Source organism: Reichenbachiella sp. 5M10, assembly GCF_002742335.1.
In the GTDB taxonomy this organism is placed as follows: Bacteria; Bacteroidota; Bacteroidia; order Cytophagales; family Cyclobacteriaceae; genus Reichenbachiella.
In genome coordinates this window covers 4,581,337-4,602,102 of record NZ_MDGR01000007.1, presented here as the reverse complement: position 1 = coordinate 4,602,102, position 20,766 = coordinate 4,581,337, and the positions used below count along the sequence as shown (strand labels likewise).

Sequence of the window (20,766 nt, the reverse complement as noted above, 5' to 3'; positions counted from 1 at the left end):
AATTGTTTAATTTATTCTCACCGTTAGAATTCTAGGGCCAAAGTTAGGAAAATCCTCAATCTCACCCTTGAAATTTCTTCTTTGTACTTTTTTCACCTCGATCACAATCGCATCTCCTGCTCTCGCCTGACCTGCAATTTGTGACAAGTTTACGTCTGGTCCTTTTGGTTTGATATTCACTACTGCACGTCCTGAGCGTACCAAAGTAATCTCCGATTGAGCAACTCTAAACTTCGCATCTTTTGGCAAAAACTGCGCAAAACTTTCATCAGGTACTGCTTGAATCTTCAACGAGCGAGGAGCTCCTTTTGTCCCTCTTTTAAGATCCACTTCTTTTCCTCCACTATAGACCGTGATCTCAGGCTTTGGAATTCTCTTCACTTGGAAAGTCTCTGTGCCAATCAAATTGCCGCCACTAGATACACTCAAAGAAACCTTGGCAGACTTCGGAACAATCGTCACGTCACCTCTATTGGCACCTTTGATAGCCTGACCACCTTTGGCACTGAAAGCAGGATTGTAAGCCGTTCCCAATGCAGGGACATTTACAGTCAGCTCATTACCACAATTGAGGTACAACGCCTGAACAGAAGCTGATTGAATCTGAATAACTGGCTTAGAAACGATATACTGAATCGTATCTGTAAATACCGTATCACGACCACCAGGTAGTTTCACCTTGATTGCTCCAATAAAACTCTGCACAGACAGGCCTTCTTTATCGTAGTTACTAGCCTTAGCCGTAAATCTAACCTTGCCCATACCATCAACCACTTCCATCTCATTGCCGTTCCAAGTCATTTCTGGCTTGATCCCCGACGAAGAGGCAGCAATGAACATATCTGCAACATATTCAGAGCCTGCAGCCACTATTCTTGATTCTGGTCGAACCATAGGTACAATTTGATCAAATTTCAAATCTTCTGCCCCTACTGCTTTTCCTAAAATAGCCAACGCCTTAGTCTCCTCAGTAATGACATCAGATTGCAATTGGCTAAGTGAAGCCAAAGCACCCGCCATCGGCGTGTTGTGTCCAAAGTTCAGCTCAGCAAACCCCTTTCTTTGTTGATTGGGATCATCTTTAAACTCCTTTATTTCGCTTGCATCCTTGGCAATATTCTTGATCGATTCATCTTTGGTCGTCTCTCTTAGGTATGCCGAGTATGAATTCAATTTCTCTTTCAATTCATCTCCTTTCCCTTCGTTGACAAACATTGCAGATGATGTATCGTAATCCTTCATTCCCAGAAATACGCCATTCTCATCTTTCCCACCTGTTCTCTCAATGAGTTCTCCTTTGTAGGTTTCCAACTCAGCCAAAATTTTCTTGGTGTTTTCACGCACCTCTTTTGCCTTGTCTAAGACTGCTACATCCGCTTCACGGTTACCCGCATCGCCTACAGCCTTCTGAATAGACTCTACTTTTTTGGTGTTTTCTGCACCATTTTCAGCGTTAGTCGTTTCAAATGCTTGATTTATGAAGACAAACTTATCCAGTACACTACTACTGACTTGCAATGCGAGCAATGCAGTCAGAACCAGGTACATCATACCGATCATCTTCTGTCTTGGTGTTTCCTTACCTCCAGCCATAATTCTTGCTTATTAGGTTATAATGATCGATTTACTTTGCAGAGCTATCTCCGCCACCTCTCATAGCTGAAAGCATGTTTCCATAGATACTGTTCAATGACGTGATGTTCGTGTTCAATTTAGTCATTCCAGATCTGAAGTTTTCAGTGTCCTTAGCTGCTTCTGCCATTCCTTCCATTGCAGAAGTAACGTTCGCATAGAATTTATTCATCGCTTTCACGTGACTGTTAGCATCTTTCAATTCCATCTCATAGACGGCATTCAATGCTCCTAAATTCTTTGTTACATTTTGTACTTGAGCGTGGAATGCAGAAGCATCCTTAGATGCATCAGCCATAGCTGCCATAGAGGTCGCTGTACTAGCATACGCTTTGTTCATATTGATCAACGAAGTGGAAGCAGACTTTACATTTTGCGCATATTCGTTGGTAGCCCCTGCAGCATCACCGATCGTAGACAATTTTTTTGCGGATTCAGACATACTCTTCATTCCGTCACCTAAACTCTTAATCAATTCTGGACCTACTTTGGCATCTGCCAACATTTTATCCATTTGTTGAGCGACTCCTGTACCACCTGCTGAAACAGCTGCTCGAGGTTGAGCTCTTGGTCCGTCATAATCATCAGACAATTCTGGATAGACCTTTGACCAATCAATTTCATTGTGCTTTGGCTCAAATGCACTGAGGAAGAAGATAATTGCTTCTGTAGTCAGTCCAATCCCCAACATCTCACCCGCTCCAGGTAAGTGAAGAATTTTAAACATTGCACCGACAATTACAACTGCCGCACCAATACCATATACTTTGGGCATTATTGTGGTAAATAATAGCTCTTTTAGTCCACCTTTTTTTGCGCTCATTTTATTAAAGATTTTAGGTTATTAAATTCCTTTGTTTGATTAAAACTCTGATCCACTTGATCTTCCTAGATGTGTCATGGCACATCTAAAACCGATGGAAGCTCTAGTAGAGTCTTTGTATTCGTACGTTCTTGTTCCAGTTTCTAAGTAATAAGCAATGTCCTTCCACGAACCTCCTCTGATCACTTTTTTCGGCTGATCTTCGTCGAAGAATGTTGGGTTCAAATCCCACACAAGTGGCATTGAAGCAGGGTCAAATGCGTCCTCGCACCATTCCGCTACGTTACCTGACATTTCATATAGTCCATAGTCGTTGGCAAAGAATGTTGCCACGGGAGAAGTATAGGCAAAGCCATCATCAAAATAGTTTCCTCTTCCAGGCTTGAAATTAGCCAAAAGACACCCTTTTTGGTTTCTGATGTATGGGCCTCCCCAAGGATATTTGTTCATGTCTCTACCTCCTCTAGCAGCATACTCCCACTCTGCTTCAGATGGAAGTCTGAAGTTCGGCATTGGAAACAAACCTCTATCCGCTCTGTATTCATTGAGGTGCTCCGTTCTCCATTTACAGAAGTACTTTGCCGCTTCCCAATCGACTCCCACTACTGGGTAGTTGTCAAATGCAGGGTGTGACCAATAATACACCATCAACGGATCTCCCATGTGGTGTGTAAAATCACGTACCCATACCGTAGAATCGGGAACCAAATCAGCTGTCACAAAGCCCTCTGGCAATTCTGATTCTGATCCTTCTACGATCTCATCCACAAACTGTCTGTATTCGTTGTTGGTGATCTCAGTGTCGTCCATGTAGAATGGACCGATCGTCACTTGTTTGTTGAAGTTGATCTGCGTAGCAGCCACATCTTGATCCGCTTGTCCCATATGGAACGTCCCTGGAGGGATCGAAACCATACCAAACGGCCTGACCATTTCCCAACCTTCACGGCCCATAGAGCCTACCAGTTCTCCTCGATCATCATAACCGTCACCTCCGCCTCCAAACATGTTGGCCAGACTACACCCTTGGCCTGTAATCAACACACTCAGTAAAAGCAGACATGACACAATTTTACTTGTACCTATTTTATTCATAACACGAAAATATTATATCCACACTTTTAACATAACAAGTATACACAAAATATATTGCATAGTTCAAACCATAAATATAATGTTTCCAAAAATGGAAACACGATTTACAGCCTTTAAAATTATACTTTTATTTAGAAAATAAAAATCAATACTTGCGATCACAATGTTAAGCCGAAAAAAGCTCTTTTAAAACCTAAACCTTGGGGTTCTGATGATTTTTTTTGTTCGAGAATTGAGAGTTGGCAAATTGTATCGCACAAAAAGCTCGTGCGAAGTGGCCTGCTTGTACTCTTGGTTAAGCACCGTATAATCAAACGCATAGCCTACACTTAGGCTTTTGTCTTGAAGAAAAGAGCAACCTAGCATAAAAGTAACCGCCTCGAAATCACGATAGGACAAACCTACCCAAAGCTTCTCTTGATAGACCGCACGAGCACTCACATCATAACTATGCCCGTCTATGTTGGTTTTCACAAGCAACGCTGGCACTAACATCACGTCTTGAGAAAAACGGTAATTCAAACTAGCGTACAAGCTATAAACCATTCGCTGCGGATCCTCTGCAGCCAAGCCATCTACTCCATAATCAAACGCAGGGGTAATCAAATGATCTACGCCCAATGCAACGACATAATCATTGGTGGAATAAGCTATCCCCCCGGCTAAGTCAGGCTTGAACTGAGACTCCGTCCCGAGTTGGTTGAAATTTGTCGGGTCATCGGGATCTACCGCGACCAACGCTGTAAAGTCCAATCTCCGATTAACCAAAGTCGGTCTCAGCCCAAAACTCACCCGTCCTCTCGGCATATCATAGTGATAGGCTAGAGACAGCTGCACATAGACGTCCTGGCGTGGGCCCAACTCATCATAGATGAAGGTCCCTCCTATTCCTAATGCTGTATCTTTGATACGCAGGAGGGATGAATAATTGAGAAACTGTGTCGTAGGAGCTCCTCCTTCATTCTCAAAAGAGGTCTCATAACCTGTCCATTGGTTTCGACTGATGAGCGAAACACTAGAGACCCCATCCATAGTCGTCAAAGCTGGACTAGCATAGTAAGGGTTGAACATGAAATGGCTGAAAACCGGATCTTGCTGTCCAGATGCGGAATGGACGCAGAAACATATTGACAGAAGCAATAAAATCCGATTTGGCATGACAAAAAGTTAAAACAAAGAATGAAAAGTAATTATAAGAAAAAACAGCTACAATTTCTTCTTTGTTTTAGCTTTTGCGAATGAATGTCTTAGGCCTTCTTCACCGCCTTGATATAGAGCTCTATTGCTCCTGTCATAGAAGGTGCATTCGGCAAAGGCGCTTCAATATCCAAAATCAAATCTGCGTCATGCACGGCCTTTGCAGTCGTGGGACCAAATGCCGCGATACGTGTATCCTCTTGTTTGAAGTCAGGGAAATTGACCAATAGTGAATTAATTCCAGAAGGACTAAAGAAAGCAATGATATCATACTTGACATCATCTAGATCTGATAGATCACTAGCAACAGTTTTGTAGATGATCGCTTCAGAATACGTATAACCTCCTTCTTCGAGAAAACTTGGAATGTCGTCTTTTCTAATATTGGAGCATGGGAAGATAAACTTCTCATTCTTGTGCTTTTTCAAAATCTCAATCAAGTCACCTGCTGTACGCTCTCCAGTAAAAATCTTTCTCTTACGAATCACGATATACTTTTGGAGATAGTTGGCCGTCTGCTCAGAAATACAGAAGTACTTCATGTCAGAAGGAATCTCAACTTTGCTCTCTGTGGCCAACCTAAAGAAATGATCTACGGCATTTCTACTCGTGAAAATCACCGCCGTATGGCCTAGGATGTCAATTTTTTGTTTTCTAAACTCCTTGATGTCGACTGGGTCGATCTGGATAAAGGGCCTAAAATCAATTTTCAAGTTGTACTTTTCTGCCAGCGCGACATAAGGGGACTTGTCGTCCGAAGGCTTAGGTTGCGACACCAGTATACTTTCTACTTTCTTTAATCTAGCCTTGTTTTCTGTCAATAATTCTTCACTCATTCCTATGACCTTTTGTGAACTATTTATTTACCTAAAAGAGTTTTTACGAAAATAATCAGTGGGATAATTTCTGAGCTGCAAAGGTAGGAAATTAAATGTAGTTTTCGAAAACTATAGTGGTTATTTAAAACCAAATACATCAATACCAGCCTCGTAACCAACAGGCTCAACACCCCCCACTGAAACACCTCAAACAGATACAGCGAAACTGAGTACGAAGAAACAAACAAAAGAATACTCCCTAAAAAACTAAAAAAAGCAATCAAGAGAGACAGTCGGAAATAAGCAAAGAAGTGAACCTCACTGTACTTTTGAAAATTGAACACCCGGGTCAAAACTTCGATCAATGGAGCCTTGAGCAAAATCGCTACAAATGCTCCCCCAGACGCATATACCCCGGCCATGACCGCTGACGCACTGGACAGTTCTATCCCCCATACGGTCGAAGTGGCATATGCCGGAAATTTCAACAAAACATTGATCATCGTACCTCCCACAAACAGCGCATAAAGCAACATAAATCCAATGTTGACCAAAGAGAATGGCGACTGAGAAGCGATCAGTTCAAACCTCTGCCGTACCGCAAATGCTCGACCAATAGAAAAGTACTCTCGAAAAGATCGATACAAAGACGTCCTAAAAATGACCATCATCGCAAAAATCAAAAGCGAACTTAGGATCATCACGTCTCCGTTTTTTCTCGTACCACGTGTCCAATAGTGCATCAAGCCCTCCCCTTCAAAAAGCAAGTGCTCCGCCCTACGCACCACTTGTGTCTGAACCTGTGCCGCTTGCCACTGCTGGCTAAACAGTCCTACACGTATACGAGGCGAACGGTAGGCCTCCTTCAAACTATCTATGGACCAAAACAAAGAATCAGAATCAGCAGTCACATGAACCAATTGCCCCTGTATGAATAGAGAGTATCCCTCAGGGCAAACCAACAATAGTTCGCTACCTTGGTAGTCATTCAAATCCAAGACTACTGCTACAGCATGACTCTCCGAAGTACTCAAATAGGGTATCCATTGCTCCAACTTTTCGTCGTAGCTCTTCCAAGAATACTTCAGGTCTTCTACAACGTGCAGGGTCTTTTGCGCCCAAGCCGCTTGCCCTATTAGCAGCAGTAATCCCACAAAAAAGAAGGAAACTAAATTACGCATGGTTATGCTTCTTGCGTCTGCGAACCAAAAACTCCAGCACCACGCTGAAAATCACAGCAAAAACTCCTAAGCATACGAGCAATACGGAGTTGCCAAGGAAAGAATAATACCTCAACATAAGTATCACTACGAGGTTGAGAATGCCCAAAAACACCACAGTCTGCGTGTGAGAAAGCCCCAAGTCACCCAAGTAATGGTGGATATGGTTGCGATCAGGCATGAAAGGAGAAACACCGTTGTACACACGAATTAGAAACACCCGGACCGTATCGAATATCGGCACAAAAAGTATCCCAATGGTCAATGCCGGTGCAGCTTGTACAGTATTCATCTCGATAAAATGAATCGCCAGTATCGATATAATAAACCCACTGACCAATGCCCCCGTGTCACCCATAAAAACCTTGGCCTCTCCCAGATTGTACCGTAGAAACCCCACCATACCTCCTGCCAAAGCAAACGCGACAAAGGCATATCCCCTGACTCCATACAGGAAGAAATACACGCCAAAAGTTAAGCAAATAATTACAACGATTGTTCCTGCCAAACCATTGACACCATCGATAAGATTGACTGCATTGGTCACGCAGAGGATGACCAAAAAAGTAAAGGCGTAACTGATCCCTACATCCAAATCATACACCCCGAAAAGGCCTTGAAAACTCGTGATACGGATATCGGCATAAAACAGCACGATGCCTGCGGCCAGTACTTGTACAAAAAATTTCTTGAATACCGACACCCCATTGATGTCATCCTTGACCCCTACAAAAAATATGATCAAACTCCCTGCGAGCAATTGTTGCACACCCATCGTCATCTCTCCAAAAATAGCTACTCCAGTCATGAAGCCCGCAAAAACACCTAACCCTCCCAATCGCGGCGTGTTGATATCATGGTGCTTTCTAAAATCAGGTTCATCCAAGATCCGTTTGCTATGTGCTACGCTGATGATGGTCGGGATCGAAAACATGGACAATAGAAGTGCCCAAAAGAAAATAAGTAGTGATTCAATCATATACTGGATTTGGCTGTCAAAGTAAGTGAATTAAAACATGGTTTTCAAAATAAAGCGGTATATCCAAAATGGATTTTGGAGGAATCAAATGAAAAGCTTTGGTTTTGACGCTTACCCAAGCCATACAATATCAAAAAATCACCCCCTGCCGTATTGAACTGCATCCCTACACCGACCCCTGAGGGACGATCCGAATAGGACCCGTTGACGATATCATAGCCCAAAAAACCCTGATCATAAAATGCAACGAGATACGACTGGTCCTCCAAATAAAAACGCCATTCCAAATTCGTATAAGCATAGTGAGACGCATAAAAGTCATTCTCATTGAAACCACGAATGGATCGCAAACCTCCAAGGCGGTAGAGGTCGTTGAGGTAGAGCCAGTCACTCTCCAACCAGCCTGCACTCAGCCCTGCATACAACACGGAGCGCTTCCTTACTTTTTGATACAGTGCCAGCTTGCTCGTCAGACTGTACTGTGTAGCCTCTGCCTGTGAGACGCTGTCCTGATCGATGCGTTTGTAGCCTACCTGGCTCGTGACAGACAGTGCCACCCCTTGCTTCGGTCTGCGACGATTATCCAGTTTCCAAAATTGCCCCGCCAATCCGTAGTAATCAATTCTGAAATCACCGCTCTGTCCACTCTCATCATTCAGTTCATTGCCCAGTTCGTTTTCATAACTCACACGAAGCTTGCTATGCCCTGTCGGGTAGTAATCAAAGGCAACTTGCAAACTTCGATTCGAAAACAAAGTATCCTGCTTGATTTGGTCATAAGCCAAATACAAGTCCAATGGAGAACCAAACAGCGCTGGGCTCAGATAATTGGCCGTCAAGAACTGCGAGTTTTGTGTATACTTTTCCCAATGAAACTCGAATTGCTTGGCAGACTGAAACAGGTTTTTTATACTCAAGTTGATTTCTCCCGTCACCTCTATCTTGTTGGTCTCATCATTGGCAGGCACAAAACCAATGATGCCATCAAAATGATTCACTTTCTCTGGCTTGAGCTCCAATTCTATTTTGGAGCGGCGCAACTGAAACGTGCTGCGAACATCAACCAGCGTCACGGCGGGCAAATTCTCGATACGTGCCGCGATGCTCTGCACCTGCTGCTCGCTGTAGTAGCGGTCGTATGCCAAGCCTAGGTACCTACTCAAAAAGCGTGCTTTGAGCACTCCTCCTGGAGTCACAGTCAACGAATCAAACCGAATCAACATCCCTGGATCCACCCGCAACCTCACATACAACTCATCTCCATCTAGCCCTGCAGAATCCACCGCCACAGAAGCAAAGGGATATCCGTTGTTTTCGTAGTGCTCCAATACAGCCTCCATACGATCCTGCACCTGATCTATACTGCGCTCATGGCGAAAAAACCGCTTCTGTTCTTCGATAGCCACTTCGGTACCTTGCTCCACAAAATCAAAACAAATCTTGTCATACACTCCTCCAGTGTAATAATACAACGCGACCGTGTCCTTACCATAGCTGAGACTATCCAACCCCGACAACCAAAACCCCTCTCCTCTCAATCGATCCACAATCTCCCGAGACAGCGGTACTACCTCAGCAGAATCAACCGACAGCTCATGCACAGCAAAACGCTCCGGCAATCCATGCGTTTCCACGGTGTAGCGCTGGGCCAACCCCAACTTTGGGACGAAAAGCAACACCAAGGCGATTCTATAATAGATTTGTCTATACTTTAGCATTCTGGTTCCAAACTGCACGTCTTTGAGTGGCATTTATATTCATATCCCGTATTGCAAACAAGCCTGCTACTATTGCGACTTCCACTTCTCTACGCGACTGCAAAATACGCAGCAAATGGTAGATGCCTTGGTCTCAGAGCTAAAACTGCGCAAAGATTATCTCACCGACCCCCTCATCCACACTTTGTATTTTGGGGGAGGAACCCCCTCGATACTTGACACTTCTCAGCTCAAGACCATCGTCGATGCGGTGCGGACACACTTTGTCCTCGACCCAGAAGCTGAACTGACCCTAGAGGCCAACCCGGACGATCTCACGCCCGACAAACTGCGGGCACTCCAAGGGATCGGCATCAACCGACTAAGCATAGGCATCCAGTCATTTGATGATCAAATACTCCGCTCCTTCAACCGGTCTCACGACCGAAACCAAGCCCTAGAGGCTGTCCGTCACGCACAGGAGATCGGCTTGACCAACTTGAGTATTGACCTGATTTTCGGCGTGCCTGATCAAAGCTTGGCCATGCTGTCCCATGATCTAGATACCGCCCTATCGTTGGGCACTCCTCATGTCTCCATCTATGGCCTCACGATCGAAGAAGACACGGTATTTGGACGGTGGCACAAACAAAACAAACTGACCCCCATCGACGAAGAATTGGCCAGACAGCACCTCATCCACATCATGGATCGTCTCCAATCGGCAGGCTACCAACAATACGAAATCTCCAATTTTGCGAAGGCCAATCATCAATCCAAGCACAACTCCTCGTATTGGTTTGGCACGCACTATCTAGGCATAGGGCCTGCTGCACATTCGTACAATGGCCACAGCCGACAGTACAACATCGCCCACAACATCAAATACATCCAAGGCGTAGAGGAGCAGTCTCTGAACTATGAGCTCGAGCAACTCAGTCCGACAGACAAAATCACCGAAACCATCCTGACCCAACTCCGAACCGCTCAGGGAGTAAACCTCGCTCAACTCAGAGCCGAGCACGACTATGATGTGACTCAAGTCAAAAACAAGCTCCTCACCCAATTGGTAGAGGAAAAACTCGTCCTCCTCCAAAACGACCGACTCCTACTCACCCACCAGGGCAAATTGCTGTGTGATTCGATCACAGAAGGGTTGATTCCCTAGTGATTTCTGATTTGACTTCTCGTAATTCGATAAATTCAGATTTAAATCATTAAAATTGTGTCAGCCTAAACCTGTACAGCGCTATGAATCAAGACGAGAAAAAAGCATTCATGCTCTTAAAATCCCTCATCTTCCACTACCATGGATTGGATGAGGACGAAGAGAAGCTTCTCCATGAGGCAGCAGATGAGCTGTCAGCGCATGATGAGCTGCTATGGGCCAATGCCTTCATTGCCGAGGATTTCATGTCTGCCTTCGAACGCTCACGAGAGCTGCTGGGCAAGACCATCGGCAAACTTCCCTCCGAACAAAAAGTTTCGTATTTGTTTTCTGTCTGGGAAGACAACAACAAAAAAGGCTACCTCACGGAAATGGAAGCCACCGCTATGCTCAACCTCGCCAATGACTGGGGCATCCGCGCAGAACTCATGGACAAGGTGCGAGAGGCATAGGTCTCCCTACCCATTCACTTGGCCTAGACACACTGACATTTAGAAAAGTTGGATCACAGATCCTATGATAGTGCTTCGACTTTACAAAAGTCGAACAGCAGGGACTACAAGTGATCGTCAAATCAAACACGTGTGATCGGCGGTCCAAACACGTGTGTTTGAAGCTCGAAACACGTGTATTTAATCGATCAAACACACGTGTTTAAAAAGGGAGTACTAAAAACTGCCTCCAGGCTTTGCAAACGGCACTTTCAACAGAGGCTCTGTGCGGCATACAGCAAGCCCTCAGGTGCTCACATTTTGTCCTTGACCTACCAACTGAAGCATCAAAAAAGGCAGACATTTTGTCTGCGTGTAGTACGCCCCAGGTGCCAGCATATAGCTCATGTCTTAGCAATCCCACAGTTGGATATACTCTATCTCCAATAGTCCTTTCCTGCTGTATAATCTATTGTACTGCTGTTTAGATATTCCTGTCACTAACGAAAGAAGTCTCGACACGTGGTGCCGAGACTTCTTTACAAAACTCATACATAGGTGCTCTTGCTATTGCTTGATCACACGATGTGTCGAGAATGACTTTCCTTCGTAGACTTTGAGCAAATACACTCCTACTGGCATGTGACTAAAGTCGATCGTTGCCTGCGTACCGTTGATTGTCTGCTCTAGCAGACGTACTCCCGTCAAACTATACACTTCCACACGATCAGCTTGGAGTGATTCAACCATCAAGTTGCTAGATACAGGATTTGGATACATCTCGAAACTTATCGCAGGATCTTCGGTTTTCAACACCAATTCTCCACGACTAATCATGAAAAACTGACTCATAGAAGCGCCTCCTAGATCTGTAGCCGTGGCGGTAAACTCTAAGTTAGCAATCCCACTAAAATCCATATCTTCCAGTGCTGTCACTTGTCCTTGGTCATCCACACTCAGTTCAAACCATGCATTGGTAATCACTATCGTGTGTGCATCATCTATATCCTCATCTTCTACCTCAATCTGTCCTATGACCGTATTGGCCTTGATAATTGACGCAGTAGGCTCTACACTTGACGTAAACGTGATACTGGTTGGCGCCTCATTGACATCTAATATATCCAATGAAACAGCCGTTTCGAGTATGTTGCCGTCTTCGTCTGTCAATCGCACAAAAGCGAATGCTACATTCTGTGTTTCGTAACTGAAAGGCGTCACCAAGTATAAATCATTGCCCTCGATCCTAAACGCGGAATTGTTGCTGCCAAACTGATCACTCTCTATGAACTCGTAGCTGTACTGGTCTCCTACATCAGGGTCCGTCACCACAAAGCTCCCTATCCAATCGCCTGCCTCTAAGTCTTCGTCAAAACTATCCGTGTCAAAAGACAAGGCGGTAGGCGCTTCGTTGACATTGAGCACATCAATGTAGATATATTCAGTATTAAAGCTTCCGTCCTGGTCCGTCACGCGAACTGATATGCCATAACTATCCTGCGTTTCATAATCTGGAGCGACAATCTTCAATTCATTCCCTTCTATCACAAATGGGCTATCCACCGTTCGTATTTCGAAAGTGTGCGTATCTCCTAGATCATCATCCAAAGCAGTCAAAGTACCTACACTTACCGTTTCGCCCGTCAGTGACTCATACACCTCCGTACTAGAAAGTATGATTCCTGATGGGATATCATTGGCATCTTCGACACTCAACACAAACGCCTTTTCTATGGAGAGCCCATCAGCATCCGTTGCTTTCAAATACACATTGGCCGTGGTCTCTGTCTCAAAGTCAAAATAACTCTGAGTATACAAGTAACCATTGGCGATAGTGAAGCGGCTATTGCTCGCATCGTTGACTCCATCACCAGCCACCAATTCAAAAGTATGTGCACGTCCATCCATAGGGTCTTCTGCATACAAACTTCCTACTCGCTGAGAGTAATCATTTTCCACAAGGGTCGTATTGGATAGCAGAATATCTATAGGCTCGATTTTCAATCCTTGGACAGCCACTACTTCATTGCTATACACGACATCAAAAACTCCTGAATATCCTAAACCAACATAAGCTTGATCTCCTACGCTAAAGGCGATGGGTCTATTTCTCACTCCTCCCATTTCCAATAGATCACCGAGGTTCTCTACTTCGTTGGTCACTGGGTCATAGGACACCAAATTCGATTTGCTACCGTAGGCGATGTACCCTTTGCCAAAGCTTGTAAATGTAGCCGCATAATTGGCGCTGAGGTTGAGGCCATCCGCAAAGATCTTCTCTGTCCATAGTTCCGTCGTAGGGTCAAATTCTTGGATATCGCTCAACTGGAAGCTAAAGCTATCGAAGTACGACCCTCCTCCTACGTATGCCTTGTCATCGATGACAAAAGCAAAGGCTCCTCGGCGTTTGTCAGCTCCCCAATCGGTCAACTGTGTCCAGCTATCTGTCGAGGGCGTATACTTCCAAAAATCCGACTGTTCGTCGGTCTCACTCATGCCTGTACCTATGTATCCACTGCTACCAATAGAGAAGGCTACCGCATCGGTCCGAGCTCCACCATCAAAATCACCCAGCTGTGTCCAAGTATCAGTGGTAGGGTCATAGACATAGAAATCAGCCAAGTAGGTCCCCGACTCGTCACGGCCTGTACCTACATACACCTTGTCATCAATCACGAACGATACCGCTGCACTACGAGCTGCTCCAGGGAAATCCGCCAATGGCACAGTGATTTCTCCCAATTGGTCTGTCTTCCAAAAATCCTGGAAATAAGAGTCCTCGTTGTACCCTAGCCCAAAGTAAGCCACGTCTCCTGCCGATGCAGCCACTGCACCTGCCCTACCTTCGCTCAGCGGGGACTCATAAACCTTGACATTGTCAATGGCCATTCCTTCATTGGAATAGTAGTTATAGACATAAAAACGAACTTGGAAAGTCGAAGAATACTCTTGTCCATTGGACTGCAAAAAGTCAGAGAGTGTAAGTCCACTCACATCTACCCATTCTTCACTTCCTAGACGATAGTCGTACCAATCATATATTTCGATCCAATCCTCAGACTCACTTCCTCTCACATAGACACTACTCCCTGAATACAGATAAGAATCAAGATCTGAGAACCTAAAGTCCAACAACAAGTCATCAGTAGTCACCGAACGGTCGCTCAAGTCCAATGTCAAAATAGCGTCTTTTCCATTTCCCTGATACTGTGTCTGATTGACCCATAGTGATTGAGAACTGTTTTCTCCATATACCCCTATGGACAAGCGGGTATTAGGCGAAGAGCTAAGGAAACTCCAGCCCTCTAAGCCTGCAAGACTACCCCACTGCGCGCCCACATAATCCACAGGCTCCACTTCTTCGAAATCCGCAACATAGGGCAATCCTTGCGTATATACCGATTGCCTTAGCGTTTCGTTGCGTACGGTATCATTGAGAAAGTTGGTATCCTCATCCACCGCACTAAACACCGTCAATACATAGGAGCCCTCCGTAGAAAAATCAAACCCAGCAGTGAAGGTATACTCTCCTGTCTCCCCCGTAGCGACCGCTGCGGTCGCTGTCTCCGTCACAACTTGTCGTCCCTCAGGACCATCCAGCCAAGCCGTCAATGGAACACTAGTCTCCGTCTCTACTCCTACATTGATATACTCAATAGTTATGGTTTCGCTATCGGTCAACGAAGCAGAATACGAAGGAATAGTCACGGCCACAGTACGAACATCATGAGTAGGCCGGAGATAGACCTTGACATCATCCAAACGGAAATTATCACTCGCGTAATCTTCCCTTTCACCGAAGCGAATTTGGAAGGTCGATGTGAAATCCTGTCCATGTGCTTGCAAACTATCACTTATCGCCAAGTTTAAAACCTCAGACCATACATTGTTTGAAGGATGATATGTATACCAGTTGTACATCGCGATCCACTCGCTGCTGGCATCTCCTCTGACAAACACTCTGTTGTTCTCATAGTTGGCCGGAGAATAGACCGAGTAACTAAAATCCAACAATATCTCATCTGTAGCTACTGAGTAGCTGCTCAAATCCATGGTGAGAAAAGCATCGTTCGTCACAAAATCCCCCTCGAGACTACGGGACAGCTCCAGTGCTTGCCCTTCGCTGTTGGTAAACGATCCAATTTCCAAAAGACCTCCTTCTATATCCGAGACATAACTCCATCCTTCAAGCCCCTCCAGCATGCCTTGCTGATCATAGTAAGAGACAGGTGTCACATCCTCAAAATCCATCGAATATGGCAAGCCACTGCTATAAGTGGATTGCTGAATCGTAGCAGCACGAACCGTATCGTTGATAGCCAATAGGTCACCCGTCAATGTACCAAATGCCGTACCTTCATAGCGTCCTGCTTCCGAAAAGTCAAACCCTGTGACAAAACTGTAGGTCAAAGTGTCTCCCGTCACCAACGAGACGGTAGCTGTCGCGCTCACCTCCTGTCGACCAGACGGTCCATCCACCCATGCGGTCAAAGGAATACTCGTTTCCGTATTCGTTCCAAAGTTTACAAATTTGACACTCACTGTCTCTTGATCTGTCAACACAGGAGACGCTTGAGGCAAAATCATCTCCACCGCTACCAACTCATGGGCAGGTCGCTCATAGACACGTATATCGTCTATGAATAAGGATCGTGAATTATAAGTGTCCCTCTCTCCAAAACGGAGCTGAAAAGTAGAAGAAAAATCTTGCCCATGAACCTCTAAAGAATCGGTAATCAGCAAGGTACTCACATCTATCCATTCATAATTGCTAGCACTATTTTCAAACCAATTATAAAACTCAATCCATTCATCCGATTCTGATCCACGTATGTAAACTCTATTTGCAAAATAGTTGTCCGAATAAAGTTTAGAGAATCTAAAATCAAGAAAAATATCATCGGAAGCCACCGCATATGCACTCATATCCATCGTGATGTCCGCAAAATTAGATGTCACCAATGAGGTTTCTCGAAACAGTTTCAAAGATTGGGTCGCGTTGCCTCCATACTGACCAATAGACAACCTGCCTGCCTCAGTTTGTGGTTCATAGCTCCAGCCATCCAAACCAACAAGCTCTCCTTGCTTACCCATGTAAACCGTGTCTTGTATTGCCTCAAAATCCACAACATAAGGCAATCCTCCTGTATACTGAGAACGCTTCATTGTTTCGCTTCTCAAAGTATCATTGGATGGAATCAAATCTGTGGTCAAACCACTGAACACTGTCACTTCATATACCCCCAGAGCATCCAGGTCTATGGCAGTATTGAACGTATAACTCAAAGTGTCATTCGTTGCCCAAGACCCTGTAGCCGTCTCGCTCACAGTCTGACGACCATCCGGACCATCTATCCAAGCCACCAACGGAATACTTGTTTCGGTGGTCGATCCTTGATTGATGATGTGCGCCGTGATACTCTCTGTCTTCGTCAACAAAGCGGAAGCCTCTGGTATATCTAACTGCACCGTGCGCAAATCGTGTGCTTCACGCAAGTAGACTCTCAAATCATCCAAACGGAAGGCGTCTGTATTGAAATATCCTCTCTCTCCAAACCGAAGTTGGAAGCTCGCCGAGAAGTCCTGACCATGAGCTACCAAACTATCTGATATCGCCTGTCCACTGACATTCACCCACTCGTTATCTGCTCCCCCATTGGCGTACCAGTCATAGAGTACAACCCACTCACTTGACTCATCCCCTCGAACAAATATCTGATTCTCGTCATAGTCCGAAGCATTTCGCTGAGAATACCTAAAATCCATCAAGACATCATCTGTCGTAGCGGATAACGTACTCAAATCCATCGTCAAGACCGCATTGTTGGAGGCAATAGGATAACTGGAACTTCTAGAGAGTCCCAGTACTCGACCATCGTTGTTAATCGTTGGCCCCAATACCACGCGACCATTGGCCCCATCGTTGGTATAACTCCATCCTTCCAAACCATAGAGTTCTCCTTGATTGACAAAATAAGCAGTGTCTACCAAACTCTCAAAGTCCACCGCATAAGGCAGTTGTCCCCTATACACCGATGGCTTCATCATTGTACTTCGAAGCGTATCATTCTCTTGCATCGGATCTCCCGTCAATACACTAAATACAGCCACTTCATAGTTGCCCCCTACGGAAAAATCTAATGCCGTTGCAAACGCATAAGTCACGGTATCTCCAGTCGCCCAAGATCCAGTAGCTGATTCGCTCACCTCTTGTCGGCCATTCGGCCCGTCTACCCAAACCGTCAAGGGAATACTCGTTTCGGTGGTCGCTCCTCGATTGACATACTCGACAGTCACTGTCTCACTAGCGGTCAACTGAGAAGAGCTCGCGGGCAACGCTATCGATACAGCATCCACTTCATGGGCAGGGCGCTCGTAGACCCTCAAATCATCCAAACGAAAAGCATCACTCGCATAATACTCTCTCTCTCCAAATCTAATTTGAAAACTAGAAGAAAAATCTTGACCATTGGACACCAAACTGTCGGCTATAGCGAGACCTTCTACATTCACCCAAACCGAAGTGTTCGCTCTATTTGCATACCAATCATATAATAACACCCAGTCATCTGACTCACTCCCTCGAATGTACACTCTATTCTCATCATAGTTCGATGGGTTATATTGTGAAAACTGAAAATCAAGGAGAATATCATCCACAGAGGCACTGTGCCCACTCAAATCCATCGTCAACACGGCATAGTTTGTAGTATAATCCCCATTAACAGAACGAGCTAGCTCCATAGCTCTGGTGCTATTATTCGTAAATGTCCCCAGCTTCAATTGACCATTGGGCGCACTGGTTTCAAAACTCCAACCTTGCAAACCAACCAACTCGCCTTGGTCTCTAGTATATACAGCATCGGATACGTCTTCAAAATCCGCCACATAGGGCAGCCCTCCACTGTATACCGATTTTTTGGTCGTTTTACTGCGTAGCGTATCGTTGCTTTGAATCAAATCACCTGTCAACGTACTGAATACCGTCACCTCATAGTTACCCACTGCCGAAAAATCTAATGCCGTTGCAAACGCATAGGTCAAAGTCTCTTCAGTCGCCCAAGATCCAACAGCTGATTCGCTCACCTCTTGCCGGCCATTGGGCCCGTCTACCCAAACCGTCAAGGGAATACTCGTTTCGGTGGTTGCTCCTCGATTGACATACTCGACAGTCACTGTCTCGCTACTGGTCAACTGAGAAGATGATGCTGGTATCGTCAAACTGACAGAAGACACCTCATGTGCCGAACGCTCGTAGACTCTGACATCATCCAAACGAAAAGCATCACTCGCATAGTCCTCCTTTTCTCCAAAACGAATTTGAAAAGAAGACGAAAACTCTTGACCATTGGCTACCAAAGCACCTGTGATGGACAGTACTTCTGCCTGTATCCATTCGTTTTCTGCCCCTTGATTAGCATACCAGTTGTACAGCTCAATCCACTCGCTAGACTCATCCCCACGTACATGTATTCTATTTTCAGCATAGTTTGAAGAACTGTACTTTGAAAATCGAAAATCTAATAATACATCATCCGTTGCTACGGCTTTGTCACTCATGTCCAAGGTCAACACCGCAGAATTACTTACAAACTCTCCGTCAATATGTCTAGAAAGCTCCAAAGCACGGTCAGTATTGTTTGCAAATACACCAATACCCAAACTTCCATTTTCATGAGTCGAGTTAAAACTCCATCCTGGCAATCCATCAATCTCTCCTTGATCACTTGTATATGTGACGGTCAATAAATCATTGAAATCTGTAGAATACGGCAGCCCTCCACTGTATACCGATTTTTTGGTCGTTTTACTGCGTAGCGTATCGTTGCTTTGAATCAAATCACCTGTCAACGTACTGAATACCGTCACCTCATAGTTGCCCACTGCCGAAAAATCTAATGCCGTTGCAAACGCATAGGTCATAGTCTCTTCAGTCGCCCAAGATCCAACAGCTGATTCGCTCACCTCTTGCCGGCCATTCGGCCCGTCTACCCAAACCGTCAAGGGAATACTCGTTTCGGTGGTTGCTCCCAAATTGATATAGTTGACCGTGACACTCTCGCTACTGGTCAACTGAGAAGATGATGCTGGTATCGTCAAACTGACAGAAGACACCTCATGTGCCGAACGCTCGTAGACTCTGACATCATCCAAACGAAATGCATCACTCGCATAGTCCTCCCTTTCTCCAAAACGAATTTGAACAGAAGACGAAAACTCTTGACCATTGGCTACCAAAGCACCTGTGATGGACAGTGCTTCTGCCTGTATCCATTCGTTATCTGCCCCTTGATTAGCATACCAGTTGTACAGCTCAATCCATTCGCTAGACTCATCCCCACGTACATGTATTCTATTTTCAGCATAGTTTGAAGAACTGTACTTTGAAAATCGAAAATCTAATAATACATCATCCGTTGCTACGGCTTTGTCACTCATGTCCAAGGTCAACACCGCAGAATTACTTACAAACTCTCCGTCAATATGTCTAGAAAGCTCCAAAGCACGGTCAGTATTGTTTGCAAATACACCAATACCCAAACTTCCATTTTCATGAGTCGAGTTAAAACTCCATCCTGGCAATCCATCAATCTCTCCTTGATCACTTGTATATGTGACGGTCAATAAATCATTGAAATCTGTAGAATACGGCAGCCCACTCGTATAGACGGCCCTTTTGATTACGCGAATGCTCGCGGTATCATTGTCAAGGCGAAGATCTCCCTCTAGGGTGGAAAAAACAGTGATGTCATAATTCCCCACTTCTGAAAATCCCATCTCAGAAGTAAAAGTATGAGCCAATATCCCTTCATTTACCAACGAAGTGCTCACCGTTTCACTGAATTCCTCACGACCACTTGGGCCATCAACCCATACTGTCAATGGGATACTGGTTTCAGTTGTACTACCTCGGTTTCTAAGATTGACCGTGATACTCTCATCTTGCAACACGGCAGACGGGTCAATTGCGTCAATCGAGTAGACTTCCAATTCGTGCTCTTCGGGTCCTACCACTTCGAAATAATCCAACTCTCCACCTACTCTAGTGACGCTCACATCCGAGTCCAGTACAAATCGAAATCTCACGTCAGCCTCACCAGCCAATGCTGAAATTGCATAGGTGACAGCCGTCACGTTCACCCCACTGCCTGTCCAGGAGCTAGAAGAAACGTATTCTAAATCTTCCTCTACTATTCTAGTATACGTGGTCCCCCCGTCAATACTGCTTTCCAACCAGCTTCTATCCCAACCACTCTCAAGGTCAAACGTCAACCCAAATTTTAATATCATATTGGTCATCACCCCAGACAAGTCTAAACTTGGAGATTCCAAATAAGATAACTCATCGTTGTTGTAATTGCCAGACAAGTTTGTCGCCCAGCCTGTCTTCCCTGAAGCCATAACCCCCCACTCCCAACTACTGGCAGTTCCTGAGGCGACCCATCCTCCATCGTCGGTATTGAAATCCTCCGAATAAGGAAAAGTCTGGCTATATGCCGACCATGAAGTAGAAAGGAAGAAAAGAAAACAGAATAAGTACCTCACTCCGCTAGTGACGGTACCCTCGGTGGTTAGTGTAAAACTACGTGACATAAACTCGAATTTATATGCTTAGATAAAATTGATATTCTTGAATAAAAAGGATGGGTCGTGACAAACGATCTCCCCATGACTATTCCTGGGGTTCGATGAGATACGTACGACC

The 20,766-nt window shown here is 45.0% G+C and carries 11 protein-coding genes; 2 read left to right on the top strand and 9 right to left on the bottom strand.

The features are described from left to right. Positions 1-6 precede the first annotated feature (6 nt). From gldM to BFP72_RS18740, 8 genes are all read right to left on the bottom strand, one after another. Positions 7-1,593 (bottom strand): gliding motility protein GldM, encoded by a 1,587-nt coding sequence (gldM, locus tag BFP72_RS18775; protein ID WP_099600614.1) that lies wholly within the window; start codon positions 1,591-1,593, stop codon positions 7-9. Between the two features lie 31 nt (positions 1,594-1,624). After that, positions 1,625-2,455: a gliding motility protein GldL gene (gene gldL, locus BFP72_RS18770; protein ID WP_099600613.1), complete on the bottom strand. Its 831-nt coding sequence runs from the start codon at positions 2,453-2,455 to the stop codon at positions 1,625-1,627. A gap of 39 nt (positions 2,456-2,494) precedes the next feature. Continuing rightward, positions 2,495-3,550 (bottom strand): SUMF1/EgtB/PvdO family nonheme iron enzyme, encoded by a 1,056-nt coding sequence (locus tag BFP72_RS18765; protein ID WP_099600612.1) that lies wholly within the window; start codon positions 3,548-3,550, stop codon positions 2,495-2,497. A 186-nt stretch (positions 3,551-3,736) separates the two neighbouring features. Next, a complete protein-coding gene (locus BFP72_RS18760) occupies positions 3,737-4,708 on the bottom strand; it encodes a type IX secretion system membrane protein PorP/SprF (protein ID WP_099600611.1) in 972 nt (323 codons plus the stop codon). Between the two features lie 89 nt (positions 4,709-4,797). After that, positions 4,798-5,583 carry a uroporphyrinogen-III synthase gene (locus BFP72_RS18755; RefSeq protein WP_099600610.1) on the bottom strand — a complete coding sequence of 262 codons (786 nt, stop codon included), beginning with the start codon at positions 5,581-5,583 and terminating at the stop codon, positions 4,798-4,800. A gap of 23 nt (positions 5,584-5,606) precedes the next feature. Beyond that, a complete protein-coding gene (locus BFP72_RS18750) occupies positions 5,607-6,746 on the bottom strand; it encodes a DUF4271 domain-containing protein (protein ID WP_099600609.1) in 1,140 nt (379 codons plus the stop codon). After that, entirely contained in the window at positions 6,739-7,764 is a 1,026-nt protein-coding gene (locus BFP72_RS18745) for a glycosyltransferase family 4 protein (RefSeq protein ID WP_255397259.1), read from the bottom strand. Before BFP72_RS18745 ends, BFP72_RS18750 begins: the two co-directional genes overlap by 8 nt. A 44-nt stretch (positions 7,765-7,808) precedes the next feature. Beyond that, positions 7,809-9,482: a BamA/TamA family outer membrane protein gene (locus BFP72_RS18740; RefSeq protein WP_099600608.1), complete on the bottom strand. Its 1,674-nt coding sequence runs from the start codon at positions 9,480-9,482 to the stop codon at positions 7,809-7,811. A gap of 22 nt (positions 9,483-9,504) precedes the next feature. Between BFP72_RS18740 and hemW the strand changes: the two genes are divergently transcribed. Together hemW and BFP72_RS18730 are read left to right on the top strand one after the other, a co-directional pair. Further along, positions 9,505-10,629, top strand: a complete 1,125-nt coding sequence (gene hemW, locus BFP72_RS18735; protein ID WP_158233464.1) for a radical SAM family heme chaperone HemW — start codon at positions 9,505-9,507, stop codon at positions 10,627-10,629. A gap of 83 nt (positions 10,630-10,712) precedes the next feature. Then, complete coding sequence (locus tag BFP72_RS18730) at positions 10,713-11,081, top strand: hypothetical protein (RefSeq protein WP_099600606.1); 369 nt, start codon at positions 10,713-10,715, stop codon at positions 11,079-11,081. A 546-nt stretch (positions 11,082-11,627) separates the two neighbouring features. On the opposite strand, the gene BFP72_RS18725 is transcribed toward BFP72_RS18730, so the two are convergent. Further along, entirely contained in the window at positions 11,628-20,654 is a 9,027-nt protein-coding gene (locus BFP72_RS18725) for a T9SS type A sorting domain-containing protein (protein WP_099600605.1), read from the bottom strand. Between the last annotated feature and the right edge of the window lie 112 nt (positions 20,655-20,766).

Coding starts and splice junctions, on each gene's coding strand:
- BFP72_RS18725 (WP_099600605.1), bottom strand. CDS start 20,654: ATGTCACGTAGTTTTACACTAACCACCGAGGGTACCGTCACTAGCGGA.
- gldM (WP_099600614.1), bottom strand. CDS start 1,593: ATGGCTGGAGGTAAGGAAACACCAAGACAGAAGATGATCGGTATGATG.
- BFP72_RS18740 (WP_099600608.1), bottom strand. CDS start 9,482: ATGCTAAAGTATAGACAAATCTATTATAGAATCGCCTTGGTGTTGCTT.
- BFP72_RS18745 (WP_255397259.1), bottom strand. CDS start 7,764: ATGATTGAATCACTACTTATTTTCTTTTGGGCACTTCTATTGTCCATG.
- BFP72_RS18765 (WP_099600612.1), bottom strand. CDS start 3,550: ATGAATAAAATAGGTACAAGTAAAATTGTGTCATGTCTGCTTTTACTG.
- BFP72_RS18750 (WP_099600609.1), bottom strand. CDS start 6,746: ATGCGTAATTTAGTTTCCTTCTTTTTTGTGGGATTACTGCTGCTAATA.
- BFP72_RS18755 (WP_099600610.1), bottom strand. CDS start 5,583: ATGAGTGAAGAATTATTGACAGAAAACAAGGCTAGATTAAAGAAAGTA.
- BFP72_RS18730 (WP_099600606.1), top strand. CDS start 10,713: ATGAATCAAGACGAGAAAAAAGCATTCATGCTCTTAAAATCCCTCATC.
- gldL (WP_099600613.1), bottom strand. CDS start 2,455: ATGAGCGCAAAAAAAGGTGGACTAAAAGAGCTATTATTTACCACAATA.
- BFP72_RS18760 (WP_099600611.1), bottom strand. CDS start 4,708: ATGCCAAATCGGATTTTATTGCTTCTGTCAATATGTTTCTGCGTCCAT.